Genomic DNA, 22,544 nt, shown 5'->3' on the forward strand with positions numbered 1-22,544 from the left:
GCGTTAGAGCCGCGTGTTGGGTGACTCTCTAGTCATGTTTTGCAACTATTCCAGGGGTAGCGACATGACCACCAGCAACCTGCTCGCCCAGCTGTTTCCCACCTCCACCGCGCAAATTCCTGAACAGTTCCGCCTGGCGGCGCCCATTGAGCAACGTGAATACCTGGTCGATGGCCAGTTGCAGCTGTGGAACGGCCCGCTCGCCCGCGTGCAAAGCCCGGTGCAACTGGGTGATGAGCGTGTACACATCGGCAGCACGCCGTTGCTGGATGCCGAGACTGCCCTCACCGCCCTGGATGCGGCCGTGCGCGCCTACGACCGTGGCCAGGGTGCATGGCCGACGATGCGGGTGGTCGAGCGGATCCAGCATGTTGAGGCGTTTTTGCGGCGCATGCGCGAACAGCGCGATGCGGTGGTCAAGCTGCTGATGTGGGAGATCGGCAAGAACCTCAAAGACTCGCAGAAAGAATTCGACCGCACCTGCGACTACATCACCGACACCATCAATGCCCTCAAGGAACTCGACCGCCGCAGCAGCCGCTTTGAACTGGAGCAGGATACCCTCGGCCAGATCCGCCGCGTCCCCCTGGGCGTGGCGTTGTGCATGGGGCCTTACAACTACCCGCTGAACGAGACTTTCACCACGCTGATCCCGGCCTTGATCATGGGCAATACCGTGGTGTTCAAGCCGGCCAAGCTGGGTGTGCTGTTGATTCGCCCCTTGCTGGAAGCCTTCCGCGACAGCTTCCCGGCCGGGGTGATCAATGTGATCTACGGCAGCGGCCGCGAGACCGTGAGCGCGCTGATGGCCAGCGGCAAGATCGACATCTTTGCGTTTATCGGCACCAACAAGGCCGCCAGTGATTTGAAAAAACTGCACCCCAAGCCGCACCGTTTGCGCGCTGCGCTGGGCCTGGATGCGAAAAACCCTGGCATCGTGCTGCCCGAAGTGGAGCTGGACAACGCAGTGAGTGAAGCCGTCACCGGTTCGCTGTCGTTCAACGGCCAGCGTTGCACGGCGTTGAAGATCCTGTTCGTGCATGAAGATGTCGTCGATAGCTTTATCGAGAAATTCAACGCCAAACTCGCGACGCTCAAGCCAGGCATGCCCTGGGAAGACGGCGTGGCGCTGACGCCACTGCCGGAAGTGGGCAAGGTGGATTACCTCAACGAGCTGGTGGCCGACGCCGCACGGCATGGGGCCAAGGTGATGAATGCCGAGGGCGGCAGCAGCCGTGGTTCGTTCTTCTACCCGGCGGTGCTATATCCGGTGACCCCGCAGATGCGCGTCTACCACGAAGAGCAATTCGGCCCGGTGGTGCCGATCGTGCCCTACCGCGACCTGGAAACCGTGATCGACTACGTGCTGGACTCGGATTTCGGCCAGCAATTGAGCATTTTCGGTACCAACCCCGTGGAAGTCGGACGCCTGGTGGACACCTTCGCCAACCAGGTGGGCCGCATCAATATCAACGCCCAATGCCAGCGTGGGCCGGACACTTTCCCGTTCAACGGGCGCAAGAACTCGGCCGAGGGCACGCTTTCGGTACATGACGCCTTGCGCGTGTTCTCGATCCGTACCTTGGTGGCGACCAAGTTCCAGGAGAGTAACAAGGCGTTGGTCAGCGATATTTTGCGTAATCGCGATTCGAGCTTCCTGACTACCGACTACATCTTCTGAAACCAACCGTGTGGGAGCTGGCTTGCCTGCGATGCCGACACCTCGGTCTTTCAGTCAGGTCGCGGTGATGCTATCGCAGGCAAGCCAGCTCCCACATTGGATCGAGCACATTCATACATTTGAGGCCACTTTAAGACTGATGAACCTGCCCTTCTTTGCCCGGCGCCTGCTGCGCCCCTTGCTCGACCCTTACCGCCGCTTTCGCCATGCCAAGCTGATCCACGCCGCGCGCGTATCGGTGGGTTTGCTGGCAACCATTCTGCTGACCACCGGCCTCAACCTGCCCCACGGCGAATGGGCGTCGGTGACCATGCTGATCGTCATCGGCGGGTTGCAGCACCATGGCAATATCGGCAAGAAAGCCGTCGAGCGCGCCTACGGCACCTTGATCGGCGCCAGCGTCGGCTTGCTGCTGGTGGTGCAACAGGCGTACTTCGGCCTGCCGTTGCTCACCTACCTGCTGATGTCGGTGGTGTGCGGGTTCTTTTCCTATCATGCCATCGGCAAGGGCGGTTATATCGCGCTGCTGTCAGCGATCACGGTGTTTATCGTTGCCGGCCACGGCGACAACCCGATCTCCGATGGCCTGTGGCGCACGGTCGATATCCTGATCGGCATTGTGCTGGCCCTGGCGTTTTCCTTTGCCTTGCCGTTGTACGCCGTGTATTCGTGGCGCTACAACCTGGCCAGCGCCCTGCGTGACTGCGCGCAGATTTATAGCCGGATCATCAATGGCCAATCGGTCACCGACGATGAACACCTCAAGCTGCTCAACCGCTTGAACGGGGCGATGGTGCAACTGCGTTCGTTGATGCCGTCGGTGTCCAAGGAAGTGCGGATTTCCATGACTGAACTGGATGCGATCCAGCGGCACCTGCGCCTGTGCATCAGCACCCTGGAGATTCTGGGCAATACCCGGCCAGACCCGCGCGATGAGCAAGCAACGGCGCGGATGCGGGTGATGTTGAAGGCCGAGCATCGGCAGATTCGGGTGCAACTGGTGGGGATGGCGCGGGCGTTGAAGTCGGGGGTGACGGAGCGGTTGGAGCGCCCAGGCAATGTCGCGCCGAATGCCGTACTGCTGGAGGGCCAAGTGCACAATGGCTTGGACGGCTATCGACTATTGACGCTGCAACTGACCGCCACTGTGGACGGAATGCGCGAGCAGCTTTTGAAAAGCTCATTACATTGGAAAATTTAGTTGTACCCAAGAGAAGCAGGTCCTAAAACCCCATGAACCTGCTTCACGTTTTTCTACAAAACGCTGCTATTCAAGGTTGCAAGCACCAAGCCCATCCAACCGCCTGCTTTCGATTACACCAAACGACTTCTGGGTCGATGGAGTCCCAGAGTACTCCGGTAAAGGCGTCGCACTGAGGCTCCGTACATACCCAATACCAAGAGTCATAAGGCACCGGCAGTGGCCAACCATAAGCGTTGCCCATGAAGCGTATAGCCTCGCCGGAAAAGCCGACAGCACCAGGCAGGGACTTTCGCCAATTGACCGCACCGCCCCAGTCCATTCCGCGACGGTCTTCACGTACTTGCCATACGTTACTGACGCTGACGGCATAGGACACTTGGTTACCCGCCCTGTCAGTGACAACAATGTTCGTACTGCCGTTACGCATCCCAGACACAAACCCTGTTGATGTGACCGTCGCCACGGACGAGTTCTGGGAGGTGTAGGTATAAGGAGGCCGACCACCTGTTGCCACTCGGGTTTGCGTATTCCCGGCGTACTCGGCTCTCTTTGGCCAACCCGTCACGATATACGCAACTCCATTCAACGTCATCGTGGCTGTATTAATAGACAAGGCTGGATAGGCAGCAGTGTATGACGTGGTAGGAAATACGACAGCACGCGCTTTATTCGTATTACCGCCAAACTCCACTTCACAGGTTATCGTTATCTGCCTGTTGTTGGGTAATGCCTCCAGCCAACTGCGTAATACGGCTTTGTTCGCGAGGCCATTGGCAGCCTCTGTTGAGGTGATCAACGCGCCGTTAGCCGTGAGTACATGAAGCGGTGACACTCCCGAACTGCTGCAGGTGAGCCACGCACGATTTGGCACTGAGCTCAAAGGCCACTTGACGACTGATGCCAAGGCACTGCCTGTGAAGCTGTTCAAGTTCAGAACGCCACCGGGTGCAATATTATTGATCCGTGGTTGCGGCAAACTGACAGCAGGAATGGTATTGACCTTTACCGTCTGCACTTCTGACGGAATCGGGTCCGCCACACCCGGGCGCTTCACCGAATACTTCAAGCACACCGTACTGTTCACACTGCGGTGCAAGACCTTGGCCGAGGTCAGGTTGAATACCACCGTGCCTCCATCCAGCCCATTCTGGCTGGTTGAATAAAAGGTGCCGTCGGCAAAAAACCAGCAAATCGTGATGAAATCTTGGCCACTCATACCGGTGTAGCGAACAGTGAGCGTCGTATTGTGCTCAATCGGCAGCGGGTCCACCGTCACGTTCGGCCCGGTGTCGGTGGTGCCATTGATGAACGGGTGGGGCAATACACCCGGCAGTGCCTGGATGGTGTAATGGCGAACACCGAACAGCACGGCGGTGTTCTTGTCTGGGTGTTCCGCCAGGCTGACCCAGAACTTGATCGTCAAATCCACGCCGTCTTCCAGCAGCTTGATCTTGTCAACGGGGGTGGGCGGGTTGATCCCATTGCGCACACCATCGGGCGTTACTTCATTGGCGGTGTAGGTGTCTTCGATGACAGCGCCTTCGCTTTCAAACGTCATCCACATTAATTGATCAGCATCGATGAAGCTCCACACCGGGATGTAGGTCCGCGCGGTGGGGCTCAGTTGTGACAAGTCCAGAATCGGCCCGCTGATGCCTTCGATAGTCGGCGTCGGCAGCCCGGTCAGCGGTAGCAGCCGCAGGGGGACTATCAGGGATTCATAAAGGAACGTGCCCCGATGGAAGTGATATTGCACATTGATAGTATTGCCGCCCTCACGGATCCCGCGGGCGATGGTGCGAGCATCGACCCACACGCTGACTTCATGGGTAGTGGAATTGCCATCGACATTATCTGCGAAGCTGCCGTGATGATCAGCAGTGATCCAATTCACGGTAAAACGGTCAGTGTCCAGCATCGGCCGAACTTTCACGATCACCCGTGTGCCATGCACTGCCGCCAACGGGTTGAGTTCATCGGGAGAGATCGAGGCGCCCTCGATGATCGGCCGGTCCAACTCCACACTTTTGCCCACGGTGAGCATCAGTACTTCTGAACGCAACACTATTTTCGGCGGCCCCGCGCGCTCCAGGCTGTAGGAGATGCGCAAGCTGCCGTTGATGTTTTTATCGAGAATGTCGCGGGTGACTGGATAGTTTAGCTCCCTGCCAGCGGTTGCCGGGTTGATGATGAAGGTGCCACTGGCGGAGCCGCCAAGGCCCGAGCCAATGCAAGACCAGTGGATCTGGTCGCGGTCCTGAGTGCCCAGGTAGGTAAAGGTGACCAGCACGTCACTGCCAGGCACGTCAGCCGGGTCCACGTTGTTACCAATAGTGCCCTGCAAGCGTGGCGCCGGCATGTCTGCAATGCGCTCACCGATTTGCGCCCCGAGCATCGCAGATTGACGAGTCGCCAATGCACCGCCCCCCAAAACATGGGCGGCGCCATCATTGGTGGTGTAATAAATGTGGATTTCACCCCGCCCATTGAATTGCTCCAGCTCGGCTGCAGTGACCGGGTAGGTGCCGCCTTGCGAACCGGCGTACTGTTTTTTACTAAGAATAATCGCGCTACCTCCACCCGGCGGTACATGGGTGATGTACAGCATTTCCAGCCAGCCGGGGTCGTGCGGCTCGTAGGCAGGGATGGTGACGGTGATGTCCTCACCTGCCGGAATCAACCCCAGTTCGATAGGGCTGACGCTGGGTGCGGGCATTGAAACCTTGGTGCCGACCACGGTAATCGTGATGCTGCCGGACTTGCGCGGTAGCGGCGCATCGGTTTGCCAGGAAAATGACGCCCGAAGTGAGCCACCGACGACTTGCGCAATGATGTCGTTATCGATGGGAATATAGGTAAACCCCCGGTTCAAATCAGGCACAGGCCCCAACAGGATAGTTTCGCTGGTGCCGTCGTCCCGCGTGCAGAGCAAGGTAACGGTGATCTCATACCTGGGGTTGGGCGCTGGAAACTGCCGGTCTGTCAGGACGACGAGTTCGAAGGTCGAGCCGCTCTGGGTGTCGAAGTCGATCTGTCGGGATTCAAGCTCTTGGTCATCCACCAGAAAAATCGGCGCGTCCAACAGGTTGGGGTCCAGTTCTGCGTTGAGGAAATAGGGTTTGGAATACTGATATTTTTCGCCGGAGAAGTTCTCCACCACATCCCGCACCCGAAAACGCAGGGTCAATGTGCCCCGTTGTCCGCCCTGCGCAATGATCGACTTATCTACAAATACACGGATCGGCCCCGCTCCGCCCGCTTCATCGGAAGTGACGGTATGCAGTACAAAAATGCCATCCCAGGACATTTCGATCACATCGTTCTTGCGGGGGTTTTCGTACATTTCAATCAGGCAATACACGCCGAGGCCAACGTGCTCCAGGCGAAGGGTCGCTCCTTCGGGGAACCCTTCGACTTCCATGACCAACCCGGTATGCCAAGGGCTGCCAGGGTCGGTATCGGTGCCACCCGGTCGGGTGGTCTTGATCAGAATAATCTGCTGGGGTGAGGTGCTTTCGGTCCCGCTGCCTGCCCGCAGTACTCGACCATAGGTCACCACCTCACCCTCCGGCATACGCTCCTCGGGAATCGCCAGGTTCTGGCGAATCAGAGAGGTATCCTCAACAAGATCGTCAGCGGCCGCATTATTCAGGTCGTCAAAGTAAATGGCGAAGTAGTCATTAGGACTCTGACTGGTCCACCTCTCCAGTGAATAAAGCGCATAAGGGCGCACATGGCGGATGCCCAGACCATAAACCGCAACTTCGCCGGGCACATGCCGAAGAGGTATAGCGGGATATGCGGAATAAGGATGGTCCAGGTCTTCCACGCGCTGTGGGCCGGCGACAATAGACTCTCTCTGGTGGGGCAGACAGGCGACCGGGAACGAAGCGTCGTCGGTGATAGACGGGTCGCGAGCACTGCCGGGATCAAGAGGATAGTCAGACATAAGAACACTCCTGGTAGGAGGACACGTACGCGGAGTGGTGCGTGTCGGCCAGGAAATCAAATCGCTACGAGTCAGGGGTGTCTAGCTGTGAGAATTGACAGTGGCGACGAGTGGCGGTGAATCACTCAAAAGTGCCGTTAATACAATGTCCGTACATTCACACTTCTTCTTACATATTTTTCACGATTTATTCACAAGCCGGAACGTAGTGTGAAGCCTCATCCGTTACAAACGTTGCATATCAAGCCCGCCGCCCCAGCGGGCTTTTTTTTGCCTGCTTTTTGGCGCTGGAAAACGCCCCGCTTTTGTAGGAGCGAGCTTGCTCGCGAAGAACGTAATGACGGCGCGGTTAACCAGAATGCCCGCGTTATCGTTGACGTTTTTCGCGAGCAAGCTCGCTCCTACAGGGGTTTGGGGATTGGCTTCAGCGTGTGGCTTGTTCGCGAATGGCGCGCTGGGTATCCAGCACCTTCGCCAACGCCGTTTCGGCCTCTGCACTCTGCTGCGGCACCCGAATCGCCGCCGACACCAGCGTGATCAGCTTGGCCATCACCTCGGCATCCGTGGCCGGGCGGCCCAGGCTCATGGAGTTCATCAGCAGGCGCAGTTCGGTGCCAGCCATGACCCCGGAAATGGCCTTGAGGGCAAATTGCAGGCGCACCCCCAGCTCATTACGCGGCAAATCCGGCAAGGCCAGGGCGAAGGCCTCGAAGAAACGCTGGAACACCGGCTGGTAATGCACCTTGAGGTATTCCTGAATGAACGGCGACGTGTCGCTGTAGACCCGGCCCAGGAAGCGGATGAACGAGCGCCCTTCCCCGCTGGCCGGGTCGCTGCGCTCCAGGCCCATGGCCGGGGCAAACAGCACGCCCAGCAGCGTGTCGCAGTCCAGTGGGCCATCGGATTCGGCTTCACAGCGCGCCAACAGTTCCAGGCGCTGCTCGTTGAGCGGCTCCAGGCGCTGCATCAGCAGGGTTTTCATCAGGGAGTCCTTGTCCCCGAAGTGGTAGTTCACCGCCGCCAGATTGACCTGGGCGCGTTCGGTTATCTGCCGTAGCAACACAGCGTCGTAGCCGTACTTGATGAAAAGAGCCTCTGTCGCATCCAGCAGTCGAGTCTTGGTAACGTTTGGAGCGCTGAGTTTCTTCGCGACCATATGGGTTCCACGGCGGAAATATTGTTTTAAAAAATAATTTGATTTTTTATACCGGGGCGGCCCGTCGAAAGCAAGTAGTGACACTCCGCCATATCTTGCAAAGCCTTTATCGCCGGGCTTTTGAGGCAAGTCGAGGGATTTTCACGCGCCTCTGATACACGGCGAGAAAATCGCTTCAAACGGTAAAACCGCTCTACCCCAACGGCTGGCGAAGCGCCAGGAAGGCAGTTACTATTCAAACAATATTTTAAAAACAAGAAATAAAACCAGTCCGTGACGCGTACAGCCAGCTTCCGAACTTGTTACAAGGGTTTTCCGGGAGCAAGGCGGCACCGTCGAGACTGCAGGCGTAGTCATGATGACACAGACCCCCGCGCACCCAGGTTTGATCTCCCTGCAAGGCATCGGCAAGCGCTATCAGCTCGCCGGGCAAGAGTTGAGCATTCTCAATGATGTGTGCCTGTCCATCGCCAGCGGGGACAGCTGCGGCATCCTCGGTGCCTCCGGCTCCGGCAAAAGCACCCTGCTCAATATCCTCGGCCTGCTGGACCTGCCCAACTGCGGCCAATACCACTTTGCCGGCCACGATATTTTCAACGCCACCCCCGATGAGCTGGCGGCGATCCGCAACCAGCAGATCGGCTTCGTGTTCCAGAGCTTCAACCTGCTGCCCCGCCTCAGCGCCCTGGACAATGTCGCACTGCCCTTGAGTTATCGCGGCGTGTCGCGGCATGAATCGGTGGAACAGGCCCAGCGCATGCTCGCACAAGTCGGCCTCGCCGACCGCGCCCACCACCGCCCCGCCGACCTCTCCGGCGGCCAGCGCCAACGTGTGGCCATTGCTCGCGCCCTGGTAGGCAACCCCTCGGTGATTTTGGCCGACGAACCCACCGGCAACCTCGACAGCACCACCGCCCAAGAGATCATGGACCTGCTGTTGAACCTCAACCGCGAACAACAGGTGACGCTGATCATCGTCACCCACGACCCCCACATTGCCGAGCGCCTGGAGCGCAAGATCCTGGTGCGCAACGGCGTGGTGCATGAGGCCGGTCGCCCATGAGCCTGCGGGTCGAGCAGAGCCTCAGCCAGTTGCTGCACGAAGCCTTTATCAGCCTGCGTACCCTGGGCAAGCGCTCGATCCTGGCGCTCCTGGGGATCGTCATCGGCAGTTCCTCGGTGGTGGCGCTGATCAATATCGGCCACAACGCAGCAGTGGATGCGGCGATGATTTTCAAGGACATGGGTACCGACACCCTCATCGCCCAGTTCCCACCCAAGGGCAGCAGCAACGTGCCGATGCGCACTCAGCTCGACCTCGACGCGGTGCGCCAGGCAGTGCCAGGCATTGCCCATATCGGCGCGCTCAGCCTGTTCAGCGGGCCCATCGTGTTTCATGGGCGAACCACCAATGCCAGTTTTGTCGGCAGTACTGCGGGTATCCAGGACGCCATGCGCCTGGCGCTGCGTGAGGGACGCTTCCTGTCACCCTTCGATGCCAACGAAACCTACGGGGTCATCGGCGACCAGCTCGCCCAGGCCCTCGGTGCGCCGGGCGACCCGCTGCAATTGGGTGACCGTGTGCGTATCAACGATTACCTGTTTCTGGTGGTGGGCATCCTGCACAACCAGCCCAGGGCCATGCTGATGCCGGTGCAAGCCAACGAATCGTTGTTTATTCCCGCCGAGGGCATGCGCCGCATCTACGCCAACCCGCAGATCAACAACCTGATCATTCGCGCAGCGCCGGGACAGGACATAGAACGTATCGCCAGGGATGCCGCCGCCGCGCTGCAACCCCAGCTCACCGACCATAGCGTCGACATCACAGTACCTCAGCAAATGATCGATGGCATGACCCGCCAAAGCCGCACCTTCGCCTATCTGCTGCTGGCCCTCGGCGCAATCTCCCTGGTGGGCGGCGGTGTCGGGGTGATGAACGTGATGCTGATGAACGTCTCGGAACGCCGCCGTGAGATCGGCATCCGCATGGCCTTGGGCGCACGCCAGCGGGACATCCGTAATCTGTTTTTGCTCGAAGCGGTCACCCTCACCGCCGTGGGGGCACTGTGCGGCGCAGTCCTGGGCATGACTGCCGCCTGGATGTATGCGTGGCTGTCGGGCTGGGCCTTTGCCTTGGCAGTAGCTGCCCTGCCCCTGGGCGTGGGCAGCACGTTGCTGGTGGGGTTGTTCTTTGGCATTTACCCGGCGGTGTCGGCTTCACGGTTGCAACCGGTTGAGGCCCTGCGCGATGAATAAGTACCTGCTAGTGCTCATGCTGACCAGCCTGCCGGGCATGGCCGCCGACGTGGTGATCACCCCTCAGGCACCCAGCACCACCCGCAGCGGCTACGAGCGTAGCGTCTCGCTGAACGCCCAAGCTACTACCATGACCCTGGGGGACGCGGTGTACCTGGGCCTGCGTAATAACCCGGCGATTCGTAGCGCCTACCTGCAACGGGTGGCGCAGAAGTTCGACCTGCGCGTGGCCGAAGACGTGTTCAACCCCAAGCTCACCCTCAACAGCTATTACCGCAGCACTCGCGGCTCCCAAGACAATGCGCGCAACGCCAACGTCGCGCCCACCAGCAGCCTGCTCGGCGAATACGGCACGCGCTTGAGCATGGCCTGGACCCAGCAGTTGAACAATGCCAACCGCGCCGGCCGCTACCGCAGCGACGGCCTGGACCTGGCGATCATCCAACCGCTGATGCGCGGGGCCGGTTGGGATGCCACCACCGCACCGCTGCGCCTGTCGCGCCTGGCCGAGCAGGCCAACCGCCTGAACCTCAAGGCCACCGTGGCGCAGACCATCAGCCAGATCATCGCCACCTACCGCGAATTGCTGCGCGCTCAGGAACAGTTGGTGATCGTCCAGGAAGCCCTCAAGCGCTCCACGACCTTGCTGGAGGTGAACAAGGCACTGATCAGCGCCGGGCGCATGGCCGAGTTCGAGATCGTCCAGACCGAAGCCGATATCGCCACCCAGCAATTGGGCGTGGAAGAAGCCCGCAACCAACTCGACACCAGCCGCCTGGCGTTGCTGCGCCTGCTGGCGCTGGACCTGTCGACACCGGTGCGCGCCACCGAAGCCCTGGAAGCCAGCCCCATGGAGATCGACAAACGCCAGGCCTTCAACCTCGCGCAAAACCAGCAACCGGAATACCTCGCCGCCCTGCTCGGCAGCCAGCAGGCCGACCTCAACCTGGTGATCGCCAAGGATTCGGGGCGCTGGCAGGTGGACTTGGTCGCCGGGGCCAACCAGATACGCGCCGCCACCGACAACGACGACGGCCATAACAATAACCGCACCTGGGACAGTTACGCCGGGGTGCAAGTGCAAATCCCTATTGGCGATATCAGCACGCGCCAGGCCGAAGTGCGTGCGCGGGTGAATGTGGAGGACCAGGAAATCCGCATTACCGACGCCCGCCAGGAACTGGAGCGCAACGTAAACAATGTGGTGCGTGACCTCGGCACCCGCTGGCGCCAATATGAAATCTCCAAGCGCGCCGTGGAGTTGTCACGGCGCAAGATCGAGATCGAGCGGGAAAAGCTCAGCGCCGGGCGCTCCACCAACTTCCAGGTGCTGAGCTTCGAGACCGACCTGCGCAACGCCGAAAATGCCCAGCTCAATGCGCTGATCGCTTATTTGAACGCCCAGACCCAGCTCGATCTGACCCTGGGCATGACGCTGGAAAGTTGGGAAATTGCCCTCAATGACTATTAATAAAAAATCGCTGCTGGCCGTAGCCTTGATCCTGCTGTTGGCCGGCGCGGCCGCCGGCCTGCTCAGTCAACGCAGCGGGGCTGAGCAGGCGGGTACAGGCGAACAGTGGCTGGCCGTAAAGCCCGACCCACTGGTGCACCAAATCGGCCTGGTGGGCAAGATCGAGCCGGACACCACCGTCGTCCTGACGGCGCCGTTCGACGGCAATGTGCTGGCCAACCTGGTCGAACAAGGCCAGCGCGTCGAGGCCGGCCAGGTCCTGTTGCGCATGGACCCAGCGACGCTTGAAGTACAACTGCGCGATGCGCTCTCCGCGCAACTCAAGGCCCGGCGCACCGTGCAGGAAATGCAGGACTGGGGCAGCAGCCCCACGGTCAGCCGCGCCCGTCGCAGTTTACGCACCGCTGAAATGACCGCAGGCAACACCCAACGCAAACTCACCGAGAGCGAAAACCTGTTCAAGCGCGGCATCATCCCGCGCAACGAACTGGACGACCTCAAGCAGCAAACCCAGCAACAGCAATTGGACTTGACGGCGGCGCGCAGTGAGCTGCAACAAGCCCTGGATCAAGGCCAGGGCGAATATCTGCAGATCGCCGAAATGGAGCTGACCAATGCCACGGTGAAGTACCAAGCCTTGCAAACACTGCTCGAAGGCAAGGAGGTCAAGGCGCCCTTCTCTGGCATCGTAGTACCGGCGCCCGGCAGCACCAATACCGCTCAAGGTGGCGGCAATAACAACGCGCCGGTGCAGGCCGGCAGCAAGGTCAGCCAGGGCCAGGTGCTGTTCGGGCTGGCCAATATCGAACGCTTGAAAATCGTGGCCAAGGTCTCAGAGCTGGATATCAACCAGTTGCGTCAGGGTCAGGCCGTTGAAGTGATGGGCGATGGCTTTGATGGAGAGCGGCTGACGGGTTCAGTCAGTGTGGTCAGCGGCCTGGCCATCGCCAGCGACAGCCAGGGCAGCGCGCAGTTTCCGGTGACCTTGTCGATCCCCACGCTGACGCCCCAGCAGTTGCAGCGGGTGCGCCTGGGCATGAGTGCGCGCTTGACGATTGTCACTTATAACAATGACCAGGCAATCGTGATTCCCAGCCAGGCGATCCAGGCGGACATGACGGTGGAGTATCGGGCGGCGATGGATAAACCGGTGCAGCGGGTGAAAGTGACCACTGGGCAATCGACGCCGCAGGGGGTTGAGGTGTTTGGGCTGAAATCCGGGTTTGTGAGGGTCGAGGAAGTCAGTCACTGACACTCGATCCCGGGTATGCCTTAACTGTAGGAGCGAGCTTGCTCGCGAAAAACGTCAACGATAACGCGTGCTTCCTGAACAAACGCGGTGCCCTCAGGCTCTTCGCAGGCAAGCCAGCTCCTACATTTGGCCCTGGGGCATCCGTTAGATAGCTGTCGTAAGCCTGGCGGCCAGCGCCTTGGCTTGCAGCGCCACATCGGTCACCGCCGTGCTCTCCCACCACATGCCCCGCAACGGTGGCCCCATGGCGAACAGTCGCGGGCTGATCTGGCCGCGAGCATCCAGCACTGCCCCCGTCGCATCCGCCGCAATCCCCAGCGCCAGCGGCCCAGGCTGGACCAACCCACGCTTGAGCAGTTGCCGCGGTAAAGGCCGCGCCACCCGGCGCCAGTCGTATTCGATGCCGCTGGAATTGATCAGCGCAGCGCCCCACACCTGGGTGATCACATCCTCGCCACGGTAGCGCACCGCAATGGCAACTCCCTCTTGCGACGGCACCAAGCCCTTGAACGACGCCGCACGGATCCGCAACCGCCCTTGCTCCTGCAACCGCGCTACCAACTGCGCACTCAAGGGCGGCGAACGGTGGTGATGGCTTTCCCACCAAGGCCGTACATGCCGCACGAACTGGCGCTTGTGAGCCTCACTGGCCTGGCTCCACAGCCGCGCGATATGCCCGCGAACCGTGTCCAGCGGCGCCTGCCAGTCTGTGCCTTGCCCCAACGCCAGCTGGCATTGGCGTCGCACCTCACGCAGCAATTGTCGGGGGCTGCTCAGGCTGTGGTCGGCGGCGAGGAAGTCGTCCCAGGTGGGCGGTTGCCGGCGTACATGGGGCAACAAGCCGTGCCGCGAAAAAACCTCGATAGGCCCGCGATGTCCGGCCTGTTCCAGGGAGACCACGGCATCGACCATGGTCAGGCCGGAGCCGATGATCAGCACCGTCGATTGGGAGTCGAGCCGCGTCATCGCGCATACATCCCAAGGATCCAGTGCAGCAGCGTTCAAACCTGTGGATGCGGTTTGCGGGGTGCGCGCCGCCGGGAACATGCCGGTGGCCACTACCGCGAAGGTACCCTGCAATTGCTCGCCATTATCGAGGGTCAACAATACCGAGATTGCGTCGACTTGCAGGTCCACCGCTTCGGCACGGATGTGCTCGACGGTCGATGTAGTCCGCGCCCTGGCTTCAGCCAAGCGCTGTTGGGCGTACAGGCCAAAAATCCCCCGTGGCGGGAACAGTTCGCTGATAGGCACATGCTGTTGGTACGACTCGGGCCATCCGCCGGCGCTGATGTAGTCGGTGAGCCATTGGGTCAGGTCGTCGGCGTTGTCCGGGTCAACGCTCATGCGCGCCGCATTGCCGTTTAGCGTATGGCCCAATTCGACCGCGCTGTAGGCTTCGCCTCGCCCCAGCTCAGCACGGGGTTCGACTATCAGGATGCGCCGCGTGCCCGGCAGGCGCAGCAGTTGCACGGCCAGCATCGTGCCGCTCAGGCCACCACCGATGATCAGTACATCTGCAACGCGGGTGGATTCACTCATGCCAGTTCGCCCTTATTGTTGCTCAAATCACCACATTTCGAACAAACCGTACCGCCGCGTCCCCATCATTGCGATAAGCATGGGGCTGGTGGCTGGCGAACATAAAGAACTCTCCAGCCTCGATGACATTTTCCTGATTACCTATCACCAGCGTCAGGCGGCCCTCGAACACAAACAGTTGTTCGCTCCACCCTTCCAAGTCAGGGTCCGGGCAATAACGATCACCAGGCTCAAGCCGCCACTCCCATAATTCGACCTCACGCCGTGCCGTAGCCTTGGCCAGCAACACCGCCTTACTGCCGACAATCTCGCCCGCCCAGGCCAGCTCATTGATACGGCTGTGGTCGCGCACATCCGGCGCCTGAATCAGATCACTGAACGCCACGTCCAACGCTTCGGCGACACGGTCCAGGGTCGACAGGCTGACGTTCTTCTCCCCTGCTTCTATCGCCACCAGCATGCGCCGGCTGACCCCGGATTTTTCCGAGAGCGCGGTCTGGCTCAGGTCGGCGGCATGGCGCAGGCGACGAACGTTCTGGCTGACGTGCTGCAGGACCGAAGCCCGTTGCGGATTTTCTTTGTGCACTATATTGCTCAATAGGTGGGTGTGCGCAGTATACTGCCCAGCGTGCGGCGCATTGTGCGGTCCGTGCTTTCCCCTTGCAAGACCGAGCCGCCATGACCGCCCCGAACTCCCCTTCGCGTTTCAACCGTTTCAGCAAAGCCGAATGCATCCTGGTGGTGATCACCATGATCTGGGGCGGCACCTTTTTGCTGGTGCAGCACGCCATGACTGTCAGCGGGCCGATGTTCTTTGTCGGCCTGCGCTTCGCGGCGGCGACGATTGTGGTGGGGCTCTTTTCCTTGCGCACCCTGCGCGACCTGACCCTGTTCGAATTGAAGGCCGGGGTGTTTATTGGGGTGGCGATCATGTTCGGCTACGGTTTGCAGACCATCGGCCTGCAAACCATCTTGAGCAGCCAGTCGGCGTTTATCACCGCGTTGTATGTACCGTTTGTGCCGCTGTTGCAGTGGCTGGTGCTGGGCCGTCGCCCCAGCTTGATGCCCAGCATCGGCATCATGCTGGCGTTTGCCGGGTTGATGCTGTTGACCGGCCCGGCGGGGGCCTCGCTGAATTTCAGCGCGGGTGAAATCGCCACCTTGATCGGTGCAGTGGCCATAGCGGCCGAGATCATTTTGATCAGCGCATTTGCCGGCCAAGTGGATATTCGCCGGGTGACCGTGGTGCAACTGGCCACGGCTTCAGTGCTGTCGTTCATGATGGTGGTGCCGATGGGCGAGGCGTTGCCGGGCTTTTCGTGGTTGCTGCTGTTCAGTGCCGTAGGCCTGGGCTTGACCAGTGCGGTGATCCAGGTGGCAATGAACTGGGCGCAGCAAAGTGTTTCGCCAACGCGGGCGACGTTGATTTATGCCGGTGAGCCGGTGTGGGCAGGCGTTGTGGGGCGGATCGCCGGGGAGCGGTTCCCGCCGATTGCGATGCTGGGCGCGGTGTTGATTGTGGTGGCGGTGATTGTGAGTGAGTTGAAGACGAAGGGGCAGAAGGCCGTTGAGCAGGCAGATGCCTTGGAACAGGAACGTCAGGGCTAACCTGGGAACACTGTGGTGCCAGGTCTATCGTCATCGCGGGCAAGCCCGAATACCAGTCAGTTAAGGCTCTTTGTAGGAGCGAGGGGGACGCCTAGTTCTTGCTCGCGAAAAACTTACAGGCGCCGCGTTCATTCAGCAAACCCACGTTATCGTTGACGTTTTTCGCGAGCAAGCTCGCTCCTACAGTAGGCGAGGGCAAGCCCGGCTCCCACAGGGTCGGCTTTTCAGTTCAGAGGGAGGTTGAAACAGTGCCAAATGGGAGGTTTCAGCCTACCTTGTAGGATCCTGCCACATCTTGCCGTTTGGTGATCGTGAAAGCGGCACGTATGATGCATCCCAAACTCCCGCAGATTAGAAGCCTATGTCCCTGATAGTTCTACTGCTTCTGCCTTTTATCGGCAGCTGTCTGGCGGCCTTGCTGCCGCATAACGCACGTAACACCGAATCCCTGTTGGCCGGCCTTGTGGCACTGGTCGGTACTATTCAAGTCGCCCTGCTCTACCCCCAGATCGCCCACGGTGGCGTGATACGCGAAGAATTCATGTGGTTGCCCAGCCTGGGGCTGAACTTCGTGTTGCGCATGGATGGGTTTGCCTGGCTGTTCTCGATGCTGGTGCTGGGCATCGGCACGTTGGTATCGCTGTATGCGCGCTACTACATGTCGCCGGACGACCCGGTGCCGCGTTTCTTTGCGTTTTTCCTGGCGTTCATGGGCGCTATGCTTGGCCTGGTGATCTCCGGCAACCTGATCCAGATCGTATTCTTCTGGGAACTGACCAGCCTGTTCTCGTTCCTGCTGATCGGCTATTGGCACCACCGTGCCGATGCGCGACGCGGGGCGTATATGGCGCTGATGGTCACCGGCGCAGGCGGCCTGTGCCTGTTGGCGGGGGTGATGCTGCTGGGGCATATCGTCGGCAGCTATGACCTGGACCAGGTGCTGGCGGCGGGCGATCAGATTCGCGCGCATTCGCTGTACCCGGTCATGCTCGCCCTGGTGCTGATCGGCGCCTTGAGCAAAAGCGCGCAGTTCCCCTTCCATTTCTGGCTGCCCCACGCCATGGCGGCGCCCACTCCGGTTTCGGCCTACCTGCACTCGGCGACGATGGTGAAGGCCGGCGTGTTCCTGCTGGCCCGCCTGTGGCCGTCGCTGTCCGGCAGCGAAGAATGGTTCTGGATCGTCGGCGGTGCCGGCGCCCTCACTCTCCTCCTCGGCGCTTACTGCGCCATGTTTCAAAACGATCTCAAGGGCCTGCTGGCCTATTCCACCATCAGCCACCTCGGGCTGATCACCCTGCTGCTGGGCCTCAACAGCCCACTGGCCGCAGTTGCCGCTGTATTCCACATTCTTAACCACGCCACCTTCAAAGCTTCGCTGTTCATGGCCGCGGGCATCATCGACCACGAAAGCGGCACGCGGGATATCCGCAAGCTCAGTGGGCTGGTGCGCCTCATCCCGTTTACCGCGACCCTGGCGATGGTCGCCAGTGCGTCCATGGCGGGGGTGCCGTTGCTCAATGGCTTCCTGTCCAAAGAGATGTTCTTTGCCGAAACCGTGTTTATCTCGTCGACCCAGTGGGTGGAAATCGCCCTGCCGCTGATCGCGACCATCGCCGGTACGTTCAGCGTGGCCTATGCCTTGCGTTTTACCGTGGATGTGTTCTTCGGCCCGCCCGCCACGGACTTGCCGCACACGCCCCACGAGCCGCCGCGCTGGATGCGTGCACCGGTCGAGCTGTTGGTGTTCACCTGCCTGCTGGTGGGGATTTTCCCAGCCCAGGTGGTCGGCTCGATCCTCGCTGCTGCCGCCCTGCCGGTGGTGGGCGGTACGCTACCGGAATATAGCCTGGCGATCTGGCACGGCTGGAACGCACCGATGATCATGAGCCTGGTGGCGATGACCGGCGGCGTGGTGCTGTACCTGCTGCTGCGCAAGCAACTCAAGCGTGGCCGCTTCGAATACCCGCCGCTGATCGGCTACTTCAACGGCAAGCGCGGTTTCGAGCGCTGCCTGGTGGTGATGATGCGCGGTGTGCGCCGCATCGAGAAACGCATCAGCACCAAGCGCCTGCAAACCCAGTTGTTCCTGTTGGTGCTGCTGGCAGTAATCGGCGCGATGATCCCGATGCTCAACAGTGGCCTCAGCTGGGGCGACCGCCCGAAAATCCCGGGCTCCATCGTCTTCGTCACCCTGTGGTTGCTGGCGATTGCCTGCGCCCTTGGCGCCGCCTGGCAAGCCAAGTACCACCGGCTGGCGGCCCTGACCATGGTCAGCGTGTGCGGCCTGATGACCTGCGTCACCTTCGTGTGGTTCTCGGCGCCGGACCTGGCCCTCACCCAATTGGTGGTGGAAGTGGTCACTACCGTGTTGATCCTGCTTGGCCTGCGCTGGCTGCCACGGCGTATCGAGGAGGTTTGGCCATTGCCCAACACCTTGCGCAAGGCGCGCATTCGCCGGGTGCGCGACTTGTTGCTGTCCACCGTGGTGGGCGGCGGCATGGCGCTGTTGTCCTACGCGATGCTGACCCGCCAGACACCCAACGATATCTCCTCGTTCTACTTGAGCCGTGCCCTGCCCGAAGGCGGCGGCAGCAATGTGGTGAACGTGATGCTCGTGGACTTCCGTGGCTTCGACACCCTGGGCGAAATCACCGTACTGGGCGCCGTGGCCTTGACCGTATATGCCTTGCTGCGACGCTTCCGTCCGTCCAAGGAAAGCATGCAGTTGCCGGCGCAACAGCGCCAATTGGCACCGGATGTAGCCACCGACCTGGTCAACCCGCGCCAGGCCAGTGACACCGCCCTGGGCTTTATGATGGTGCCGGCGGTGCTGGTGCGCCTGCTGTTGCCGATTGCGCTGGTGGTGTCGTTCTACCTGTTTCTGCGCGGCCACAACCAGCCGGGCGGCGGGTTTGTCGCCGGGCTGGTGATGTCGGTGGCGTTTATCCTGCAATACATGGTGGCCGGCACCCAGTGGGTCGAGGCGCAGATGAGCCTGCGGCCCATGCGCTGGATGGGCTTCGGCCTGCTGTCGGCAACCTTGACCGGCCTTGGCGCGCTGTTCGCCGGGTACCCGTTCCTGACCACCCATACCTGGCATTTCCACGTGCCACTGCTGGGCGATATCCATATCGCCAGTGCGTTGTTCTTCGACATTGGCGTGTACGCCATGGTCGTGGGCTCCACGCTGCTGATGCTGACCGCCCTCGGCCACCAATCTGTGCGAGCACATAAACCGAGCAACCAGCCCAAAGTCGTTGCTGCAACCGAAGGAGCCGCCTGATGGAAGAAGTCATCGCAATTGCCATTGGGGTCCTGGCGGCCTCCGGCGTCTGGCTGGTGCTACGGCCACGGACATTCCAGGTGGTGATGGGCCTGTGCCTGTTGTCGTACGGGGTCAATCTGTTCATTTTCAGCATGGGCAGCCTGTTTATCGGCAAGGAGCCGATCATCAAGGACGGCGTGCCCCAAGACCTGCTCAACTACACCGACCCACTGCCCCAGGCCCTGGTGCTCACGGCCATCGTGATCAGCTTCGCCATGACCGCGTTGTTCCTGGTGGTGCTGCTGGCATCCCGGGGCCTGACCGGCACTGACCATGTGGATGGCCGGGAGCCGAAGGAATGAATTGGGTCAATCAACTGATCGTTGCGCCGATTCTGCTGCCGTTGCTCACGGCGGCGCTGATGCTGATGCTCGGCGAGAAACGCCGGCCGCTGAAGGCCAAAATCAACCTGGTGTCCAGCATGATCGGCCTGGGCGTGGCCGTCCTGTTGCTGTACTGGACACAAAAAGGCGGGCCCGGCTCGATCGGCGTGTACCTGCCGGGTAACTGGCAAGTACCGTTCGGCATCGTGTTGGTGGTGGACCAGCTCTCGGCGCTGATGCTGGTGCTCACCGGGGTTATCGGCGTAAGCGCATTGCTGTTCGCCATGGCCCGCTGGGACCGTGCGGGCACTAGCTTCCACGCGCTGTTCCAGATCCAGCTGATGGGTCTGTACGGCGCATTCCTCACCGCGGATCTGTTCAACCTGTTCGTGTTCTTCGAGGTGCTGCTGGCGGCGTCCTACGGCCTGATGCTGCATGGTTCGGGTCGTGCTCGGGTGTCGTCCGGCCTGCATTACATTGCGATCAACCTGCTGGCGTCGTCGCTGTTCCTGATTGGCGCGGCGATGATCTACGGCGTTACAGGCACACTGAATTTCGCTGACCTGGCGTTGAAAATCCCGCTGGTGCCGGAGGCTGATCGCGGCCTGCTGCACGCTGGCGCAGCGATCCTGGCGACCGCGTTCCTGGCCAAGGCCGGCATGTGGCCGCTGAACTTCTGGCTGGCCCCTGCCTACTCCTCGGCCAGCGCGCCAGTGGCGGCGATGTTTGCGATCATGACCAAGGTTGGCGTGTACACCGTGCTGCGCCTGTGGACCCTGCTGTTTTCCGGCCAGGCCGGTGCCTCGGCGCTGTTCGGCGGCGATTGGCTGGTGTATGGCGGCATGGCGACCATCGTCTGCGCGGCACTGGCGATGGTGGCGGCGCAGCGCCTGGAGCGCATGGCCAGCCTGAGTATCCTGGTGTCGGCCGGGATCCTGCTGTCAGCGGTAGGGTTTGCCCAGCCGAGCCTGACCGCTGGGGCGCTGTTCTATCTGGTCAGTTCAACCCTGGCACTTAGCGCGCTGTTTTTGCTGGCGGAGCTGATCGAGCGTTCGCGTTCGGCCAACGACTTGCCGCTGGATGAGGAGATTGATGCGCTGCCCAAAGCCATGGAATCGCTGCACCCGCGCCCGGGCGTGAACCTGGACGATGAGCAAAAAGCAGTGATCGGCCAGGTCATCCCCTGGACCATGGCTTTCCTCGGCCTGAGCTTTATCGCCTGCGCACTGCTGATTATCGGCATGCCGCCGTTGTCCGGGTTCATCGGCAAGCTCAGCCTGTTGAGTGCGCTGATCAACCCACTGGGCCTGGGCAACGCCGTGGACGAATCGATCCGTCCTGCAGCCTGGGGCCTGGTGGCGTTACTGATTTTGTCTGGCCTGGCTTCGCTGATCGCCTTCGCCCGCCTGGGCATCCAGCGCTTCTGGACCCCGGAAGAGCGCCCCTCCCCGTTGCTGCGTCGCTACGAATGCGTGCCGATCTTCGTGCTGCTGGGTTTGAGCATCGCGTTAACGTTCAAGGCCGAACCCTTGATGCGCTACACCCTGGCCACCGCCAAGAGCCTGAACAACCCGGAAAGCTATGTGATGGCGGTGATGGCCACACGTCCGGTGCCAAGCCCTGAAGCCAAGGCCGCCGCGCTGGAGGTGCAACCATGAAGCGCCTGTTTCCTGCACCCTGGTTGTCGCTGGCCCTGTGGGTGTTGTGGCTGCTGCTGAACCTGTCGATCAGCCCCGGCAACCTGCTGCTGGGCGCGCTGCTGGGCTTTCTCGCGCCTTTGCTGATGGCGCCGCTGCGCCCGCAGCCGATCAGCCTGCGTCGCCCTGGCGTGATCCTGCGCCTGTTCCTGTTGGTGGGCCGCGACGTGATCGTCTCCAACCTGCAAGTGGCGTGGGGTGTACTGACCTGCGGCACACGCCCGCCGCGCTCGCGCTTCATCAAGATCCCCTTGGACCTGCACAGCCCCAACGGCCTTGCCGCGCTGTCGATGATCACCACGGTGATCCCCGGCACCATTTGGTCGGAACTGGCGCTGGACCGTAGCATCTTGCTGCTGCACGTGTTTGACCTCGACGATGAAGCCCTGTTTATCCAGCACTTCAAAGCCACCTACGAGCGGCCCCTGATGGAGATCTTCGAATGAGCGCCCTGCTCTCCAATGCGATCCTGGCCAGCCTGTTCCTGTTCTCGCTGGCGATGGTGTTGACCCTGATCCGCCTGTTCAAAGGCCCTTCCGCCCAGGACCGAGTCCTGGCGCTGGACTACCTGTACATCCTGGCGATGCTGATGATGCTGGTGCTGGGCATTCGCTATGCCAGTGATACCTACTTTGAAGCGGCCCTGTTGATCGCGCTGTTCGGCTTCGTCGGCTCGTTTGCCCTGGCCAAATTCCTGCTGCGTGGGGAGGTGATTGAATGATGCCGTTATGGGTTGAAGTGATAGTGGGGGTGCTGCTGGTGCTCAGCAGCGTATTTGCCTTGATTGGCGCGATAGGCTTGCTGCGGATGAAGGAATTTTTCCAGCGCATGCACCCGCCGGCACTCGCCTCGACATTGGGCGCATGGTGCGTGGCGTTGGCGTCGATTATCTATTTTTCGGTGCTCAAATCCGGGCCGGTGTTGCACGGGTGGTTGATTCCGATTTTGCTGTCCATCACCGTACCGGTGACCACCCTGCTGCTGGCGCGCACGGCGTTGTTCCGCAAGCGCATGGCCGGTGATGACGTACCCGCCGAAGTCAGCAGCCGCCACTGAGCGCTGAAGACAACATAATCC

The 22,544-nt window shown here is 60.8% G+C and carries 18 protein-coding genes; 13 read left to right on the forward strand and 5 right to left on the reverse strand.

Going from position 1 to position 22,544, the window contains the following annotated elements:
- Positions 1–64: 64 nt before the first annotated feature.
- Together ODQ19_RS12020 and ODQ19_RS12025 are read left to right on the forward strand one after the other, a co-directional pair.
- Positions 65–1,681 carry an NADP-dependent glyceraldehyde-3-phosphate dehydrogenase gene (locus ODQ19_RS12020; protein WP_330210122.1) on the forward strand — a complete coding sequence of 539 codons (1,617 nt, stop codon included), beginning with the start codon at positions 65–67 and terminating at the stop codon, positions 1,679–1,681.
- 139 nt (positions 1,682–1,820) lie between these two features.
- Entirely contained in the window at positions 1,821–2,882 is a 1,062-nt protein-coding gene (locus ODQ19_RS12025; RefSeq protein ID WP_116665210.1) for an FUSC family protein, read from the forward strand.
- A 70-nt stretch (positions 2,883–2,952) separates the two neighbouring features.
- Here the strand turns inward: ODQ19_RS12025 and ODQ19_RS12030 are convergent, their stop codons facing one another.
- From ODQ19_RS12030 to ODQ19_RS12040, 3 genes are all read right to left on the reverse strand, one after another.
- Positions 2,953–6,834, reverse strand: coding sequence for an Ig-like domain-containing protein (locus ODQ19_RS12030; RefSeq protein WP_330210123.1), 3,882 nt, complete (start codon positions 6,832–6,834; stop codon positions 2,953–2,955).
- 225 nt (positions 6,835–7,059) lie between these two features.
- The gene (locus tag ODQ19_RS12035; RefSeq protein WP_330210124.1) at positions 7,060–7,227 is read right to left on the reverse strand and encodes a hypothetical protein; all 168 of its coding nucleotides are present in this window, start codon (positions 7,225–7,227) and stop codon (positions 7,060–7,062) included.
- A gap of 31 nt (positions 7,228–7,258) precedes the next feature.
- On the reverse strand, positions 7,259–7,990 hold the full coding sequence (locus ODQ19_RS12040; RefSeq protein WP_014718925.1) for a TetR/AcrR family transcriptional regulator: 732 nt from the start codon (positions 7,988–7,990) through the stop codon (positions 7,259–7,261).
- A gap of 355 nt (positions 7,991–8,345) precedes the next feature.
- Here ODQ19_RS12040 and ODQ19_RS12045 point away from each other — a divergent pair, with 355 nt between their 5' ends.
- Genes ODQ19_RS12045 through ODQ19_RS12060 form a run of 4 tightly spaced genes read left to right on the forward strand, consistent with a single transcriptional unit; the run spans position 8,346 to position 12,972 of the window.
- A complete protein-coding gene (locus ODQ19_RS12045; protein ID WP_330210125.1) occupies positions 8,346–9,053 on the forward strand; it encodes an ABC transporter ATP-binding protein in 708 nt (235 codons plus the stop codon).
- The gene (locus ODQ19_RS12050; protein ID WP_330210126.1) at positions 9,050–10,249 is read left to right on the forward strand and encodes an ABC transporter permease; all 1,200 of its coding nucleotides are present in this window, start codon (positions 9,050–9,052) and stop codon (positions 10,247–10,249) included. Before ODQ19_RS12045 ends, ODQ19_RS12050 begins: the two co-directional genes overlap by 4 nt.
- Positions 10,242–11,720, forward strand: a complete 1,479-nt coding sequence (locus ODQ19_RS12055; RefSeq protein WP_330210127.1) for a TolC family protein — start codon at positions 10,242–10,244, stop codon at positions 11,718–11,720. The genes ODQ19_RS12050 and ODQ19_RS12055 overlap by 8 nt, the downstream gene beginning before the upstream one ends.
- Positions 11,710–12,972 (forward strand): efflux RND transporter periplasmic adaptor subunit, encoded by a 1,263-nt coding sequence (locus ODQ19_RS12060; protein ID WP_330210128.1) that lies wholly within the window; start codon positions 11,710–11,712, stop codon positions 12,970–12,972. The genes ODQ19_RS12055 and ODQ19_RS12060 overlap by 11 nt, the downstream gene beginning before the upstream one ends.
- A 144-nt stretch (positions 12,973–13,116) precedes the next feature.
- On the opposite strand, the gene ODQ19_RS12065 is transcribed toward ODQ19_RS12060, so the two are convergent.
- Both ODQ19_RS12065 and ODQ19_RS12070 read right to left on the reverse strand, forming a co-directional pair.
- Positions 13,117–14,514 (reverse strand): FAD/NAD(P)-binding protein, encoded by a 1,398-nt coding sequence (locus tag ODQ19_RS12065; RefSeq protein WP_330210129.1) that lies wholly within the window; start codon positions 14,512–14,514, stop codon positions 13,117–13,119.
- Between the two features lie 22 nt (positions 14,515–14,536).
- Complete coding sequence (locus ODQ19_RS12070) at positions 14,537–15,100, reverse strand: helix-turn-helix domain-containing protein (RefSeq protein ID WP_330210130.1); 564 nt, start codon at positions 15,098–15,100, stop codon at positions 14,537–14,539.
- 92 nt (positions 15,101–15,192) lie between these two features.
- On the opposite strand from ODQ19_RS12070, the gene ODQ19_RS12075 reads away from it, so the two are divergent.
- The 7 genes from ODQ19_RS12075 to ODQ19_RS12105 all read left to right on the forward strand — a co-directional run bounded on the left by ODQ19_RS12075 (position 15,193) and on the right by ODQ19_RS12105 (position 22,523).
- Entirely contained in the window at positions 15,193–16,122 is a 930-nt protein-coding gene (locus tag ODQ19_RS12075; RefSeq protein ID WP_330210131.1) for a DMT family transporter, read from the forward strand.
- Between the two features lie 361 nt (positions 16,123–16,483).
- A complete protein-coding gene (locus ODQ19_RS12080; RefSeq protein WP_330210132.1) occupies positions 16,484–19,405 on the forward strand; it encodes a monovalent cation/H+ antiporter subunit A in 2,922 nt (973 codons plus the stop codon).
- Complete coding sequence (locus tag ODQ19_RS12085; protein ID WP_005789164.1) at positions 19,405–19,749, forward strand: Na+/H+ antiporter subunit C; 345 nt, start codon at positions 19,405–19,407, stop codon at positions 19,747–19,749. Before ODQ19_RS12080 ends, ODQ19_RS12085 begins: the two co-directional genes overlap by 1 nt.
- Positions 19,746–21,428 (forward strand): monovalent cation/H+ antiporter subunit D, encoded by a 1,683-nt coding sequence (locus ODQ19_RS12090; protein WP_330210133.1) that lies wholly within the window; start codon positions 19,746–19,748, stop codon positions 21,426–21,428. The genes ODQ19_RS12085 and ODQ19_RS12090 overlap by 4 nt, the downstream gene beginning before the upstream one ends.
- The gene (locus ODQ19_RS12095; RefSeq protein WP_194438605.1) at positions 21,425–21,913 is read left to right on the forward strand and encodes a Na+/H+ antiporter subunit E; all 489 of its coding nucleotides are present in this window, start codon (positions 21,425–21,427) and stop codon (positions 21,911–21,913) included. The genes ODQ19_RS12090 and ODQ19_RS12095 overlap by 4 nt, the downstream gene beginning before the upstream one ends.
- Entirely contained in the window at positions 21,910–22,188 is a 279-nt protein-coding gene (locus tag ODQ19_RS12100) for a K+/H+ antiporter subunit F (protein WP_032880591.1), read from the forward strand. The genes ODQ19_RS12095 and ODQ19_RS12100 overlap by 4 nt, the downstream gene beginning before the upstream one ends.
- On the forward strand, positions 22,185–22,523 hold the full coding sequence (locus ODQ19_RS12105) for a Na+/H+ antiporter subunit G (RefSeq protein WP_330210134.1): 339 nt from the start codon (positions 22,185–22,187) through the stop codon (positions 22,521–22,523). The genes ODQ19_RS12100 and ODQ19_RS12105 overlap by 4 nt, the downstream gene beginning before the upstream one ends.
- Positions 22,524–22,544: the final 21 nt, after the last annotated feature.

Origin of the sequence: Pseudomonas sp. AM4(2022), from assembly GCF_036346515.1 — a bacterium.
Classification (GTDB): Bacteria; Pseudomonadota; Gammaproteobacteria; order Pseudomonadales; family Pseudomonadaceae; genus Aquipseudomonas; species Aquipseudomonas paracarnis.

Coding starts and splice junctions, on each gene's coding strand:
- ODQ19_RS12045 (WP_330210125.1), top strand. CDS start 8,346: ATGATGACACAGACCCCCGCGCACCCAGGTTTGATCTCCCTGCAAGGC.
- ODQ19_RS12025 (WP_116665210.1), top strand. CDS start 1,821: ATGAACCTGCCCTTCTTTGCCCGGCGCCTGCTGCGCCCCTTGCTCGAC.
- ODQ19_RS12065 (WP_330210129.1), bottom strand. CDS start 14,514: ATGAGTGAATCCACCCGCGTTGCAGATGTACTGATCATCGGTGGTGGC.
- ODQ19_RS12100 (WP_032880591.1), top strand. CDS start 21,910: ATGAGCGCCCTGCTCTCCAATGCGATCCTGGCCAGCCTGTTCCTGTTC.
- ODQ19_RS12085 (WP_005789164.1), top strand. CDS start 19,405: ATGGAAGAAGTCATCGCAATTGCCATTGGGGTCCTGGCGGCCTCCGGC.
- ODQ19_RS12090 (WP_330210133.1), top strand. CDS start 19,746: ATGAATTGGGTCAATCAACTGATCGTTGCGCCGATTCTGCTGCCGTTG.
- ODQ19_RS12095 (WP_194438605.1), top strand. CDS start 21,425: ATGAAGCGCCTGTTTCCTGCACCCTGGTTGTCGCTGGCCCTGTGGGTG.
- ODQ19_RS12030 (WP_330210123.1), bottom strand. CDS start 6,834: ATGTCTGACTATCCTCTTGATCCCGGCAGTGCTCGCGACCCGTCTATC.
- ODQ19_RS12040 (WP_014718925.1), bottom strand. CDS start 7,990: ATGGTCGCGAAGAAACTCAGCGCTCCAAACGTTACCAAGACTCGACTG.
- ODQ19_RS12105 (WP_330210134.1), top strand. CDS start 22,185: ATGATGCCGTTATGGGTTGAAGTGATAGTGGGGGTGCTGCTGGTGCTC.
- ODQ19_RS12020 (WP_330210122.1), top strand. CDS start 65: ATGACCACCAGCAACCTGCTCGCCCAGCTGTTTCCCACCTCCACCGCG.
- ODQ19_RS12075 (WP_330210131.1), top strand. CDS start 15,193: ATGACCGCCCCGAACTCCCCTTCGCGTTTCAACCGTTTCAGCAAAGCC.
- ODQ19_RS12050 (WP_330210126.1), top strand. CDS start 9,050: ATGAGCCTGCGGGTCGAGCAGAGCCTCAGCCAGTTGCTGCACGAAGCC.
- ODQ19_RS12055 (WP_330210127.1), top strand. CDS start 10,242: ATGAATAAGTACCTGCTAGTGCTCATGCTGACCAGCCTGCCGGGCATG.
- ODQ19_RS12080 (WP_330210132.1), top strand. CDS start 16,484: ATGTCCCTGATAGTTCTACTGCTTCTGCCTTTTATCGGCAGCTGTCTG.
- ODQ19_RS12060 (WP_330210128.1), top strand. CDS start 11,710: ATGACTATTAATAAAAAATCGCTGCTGGCCGTAGCCTTGATCCTGCTG.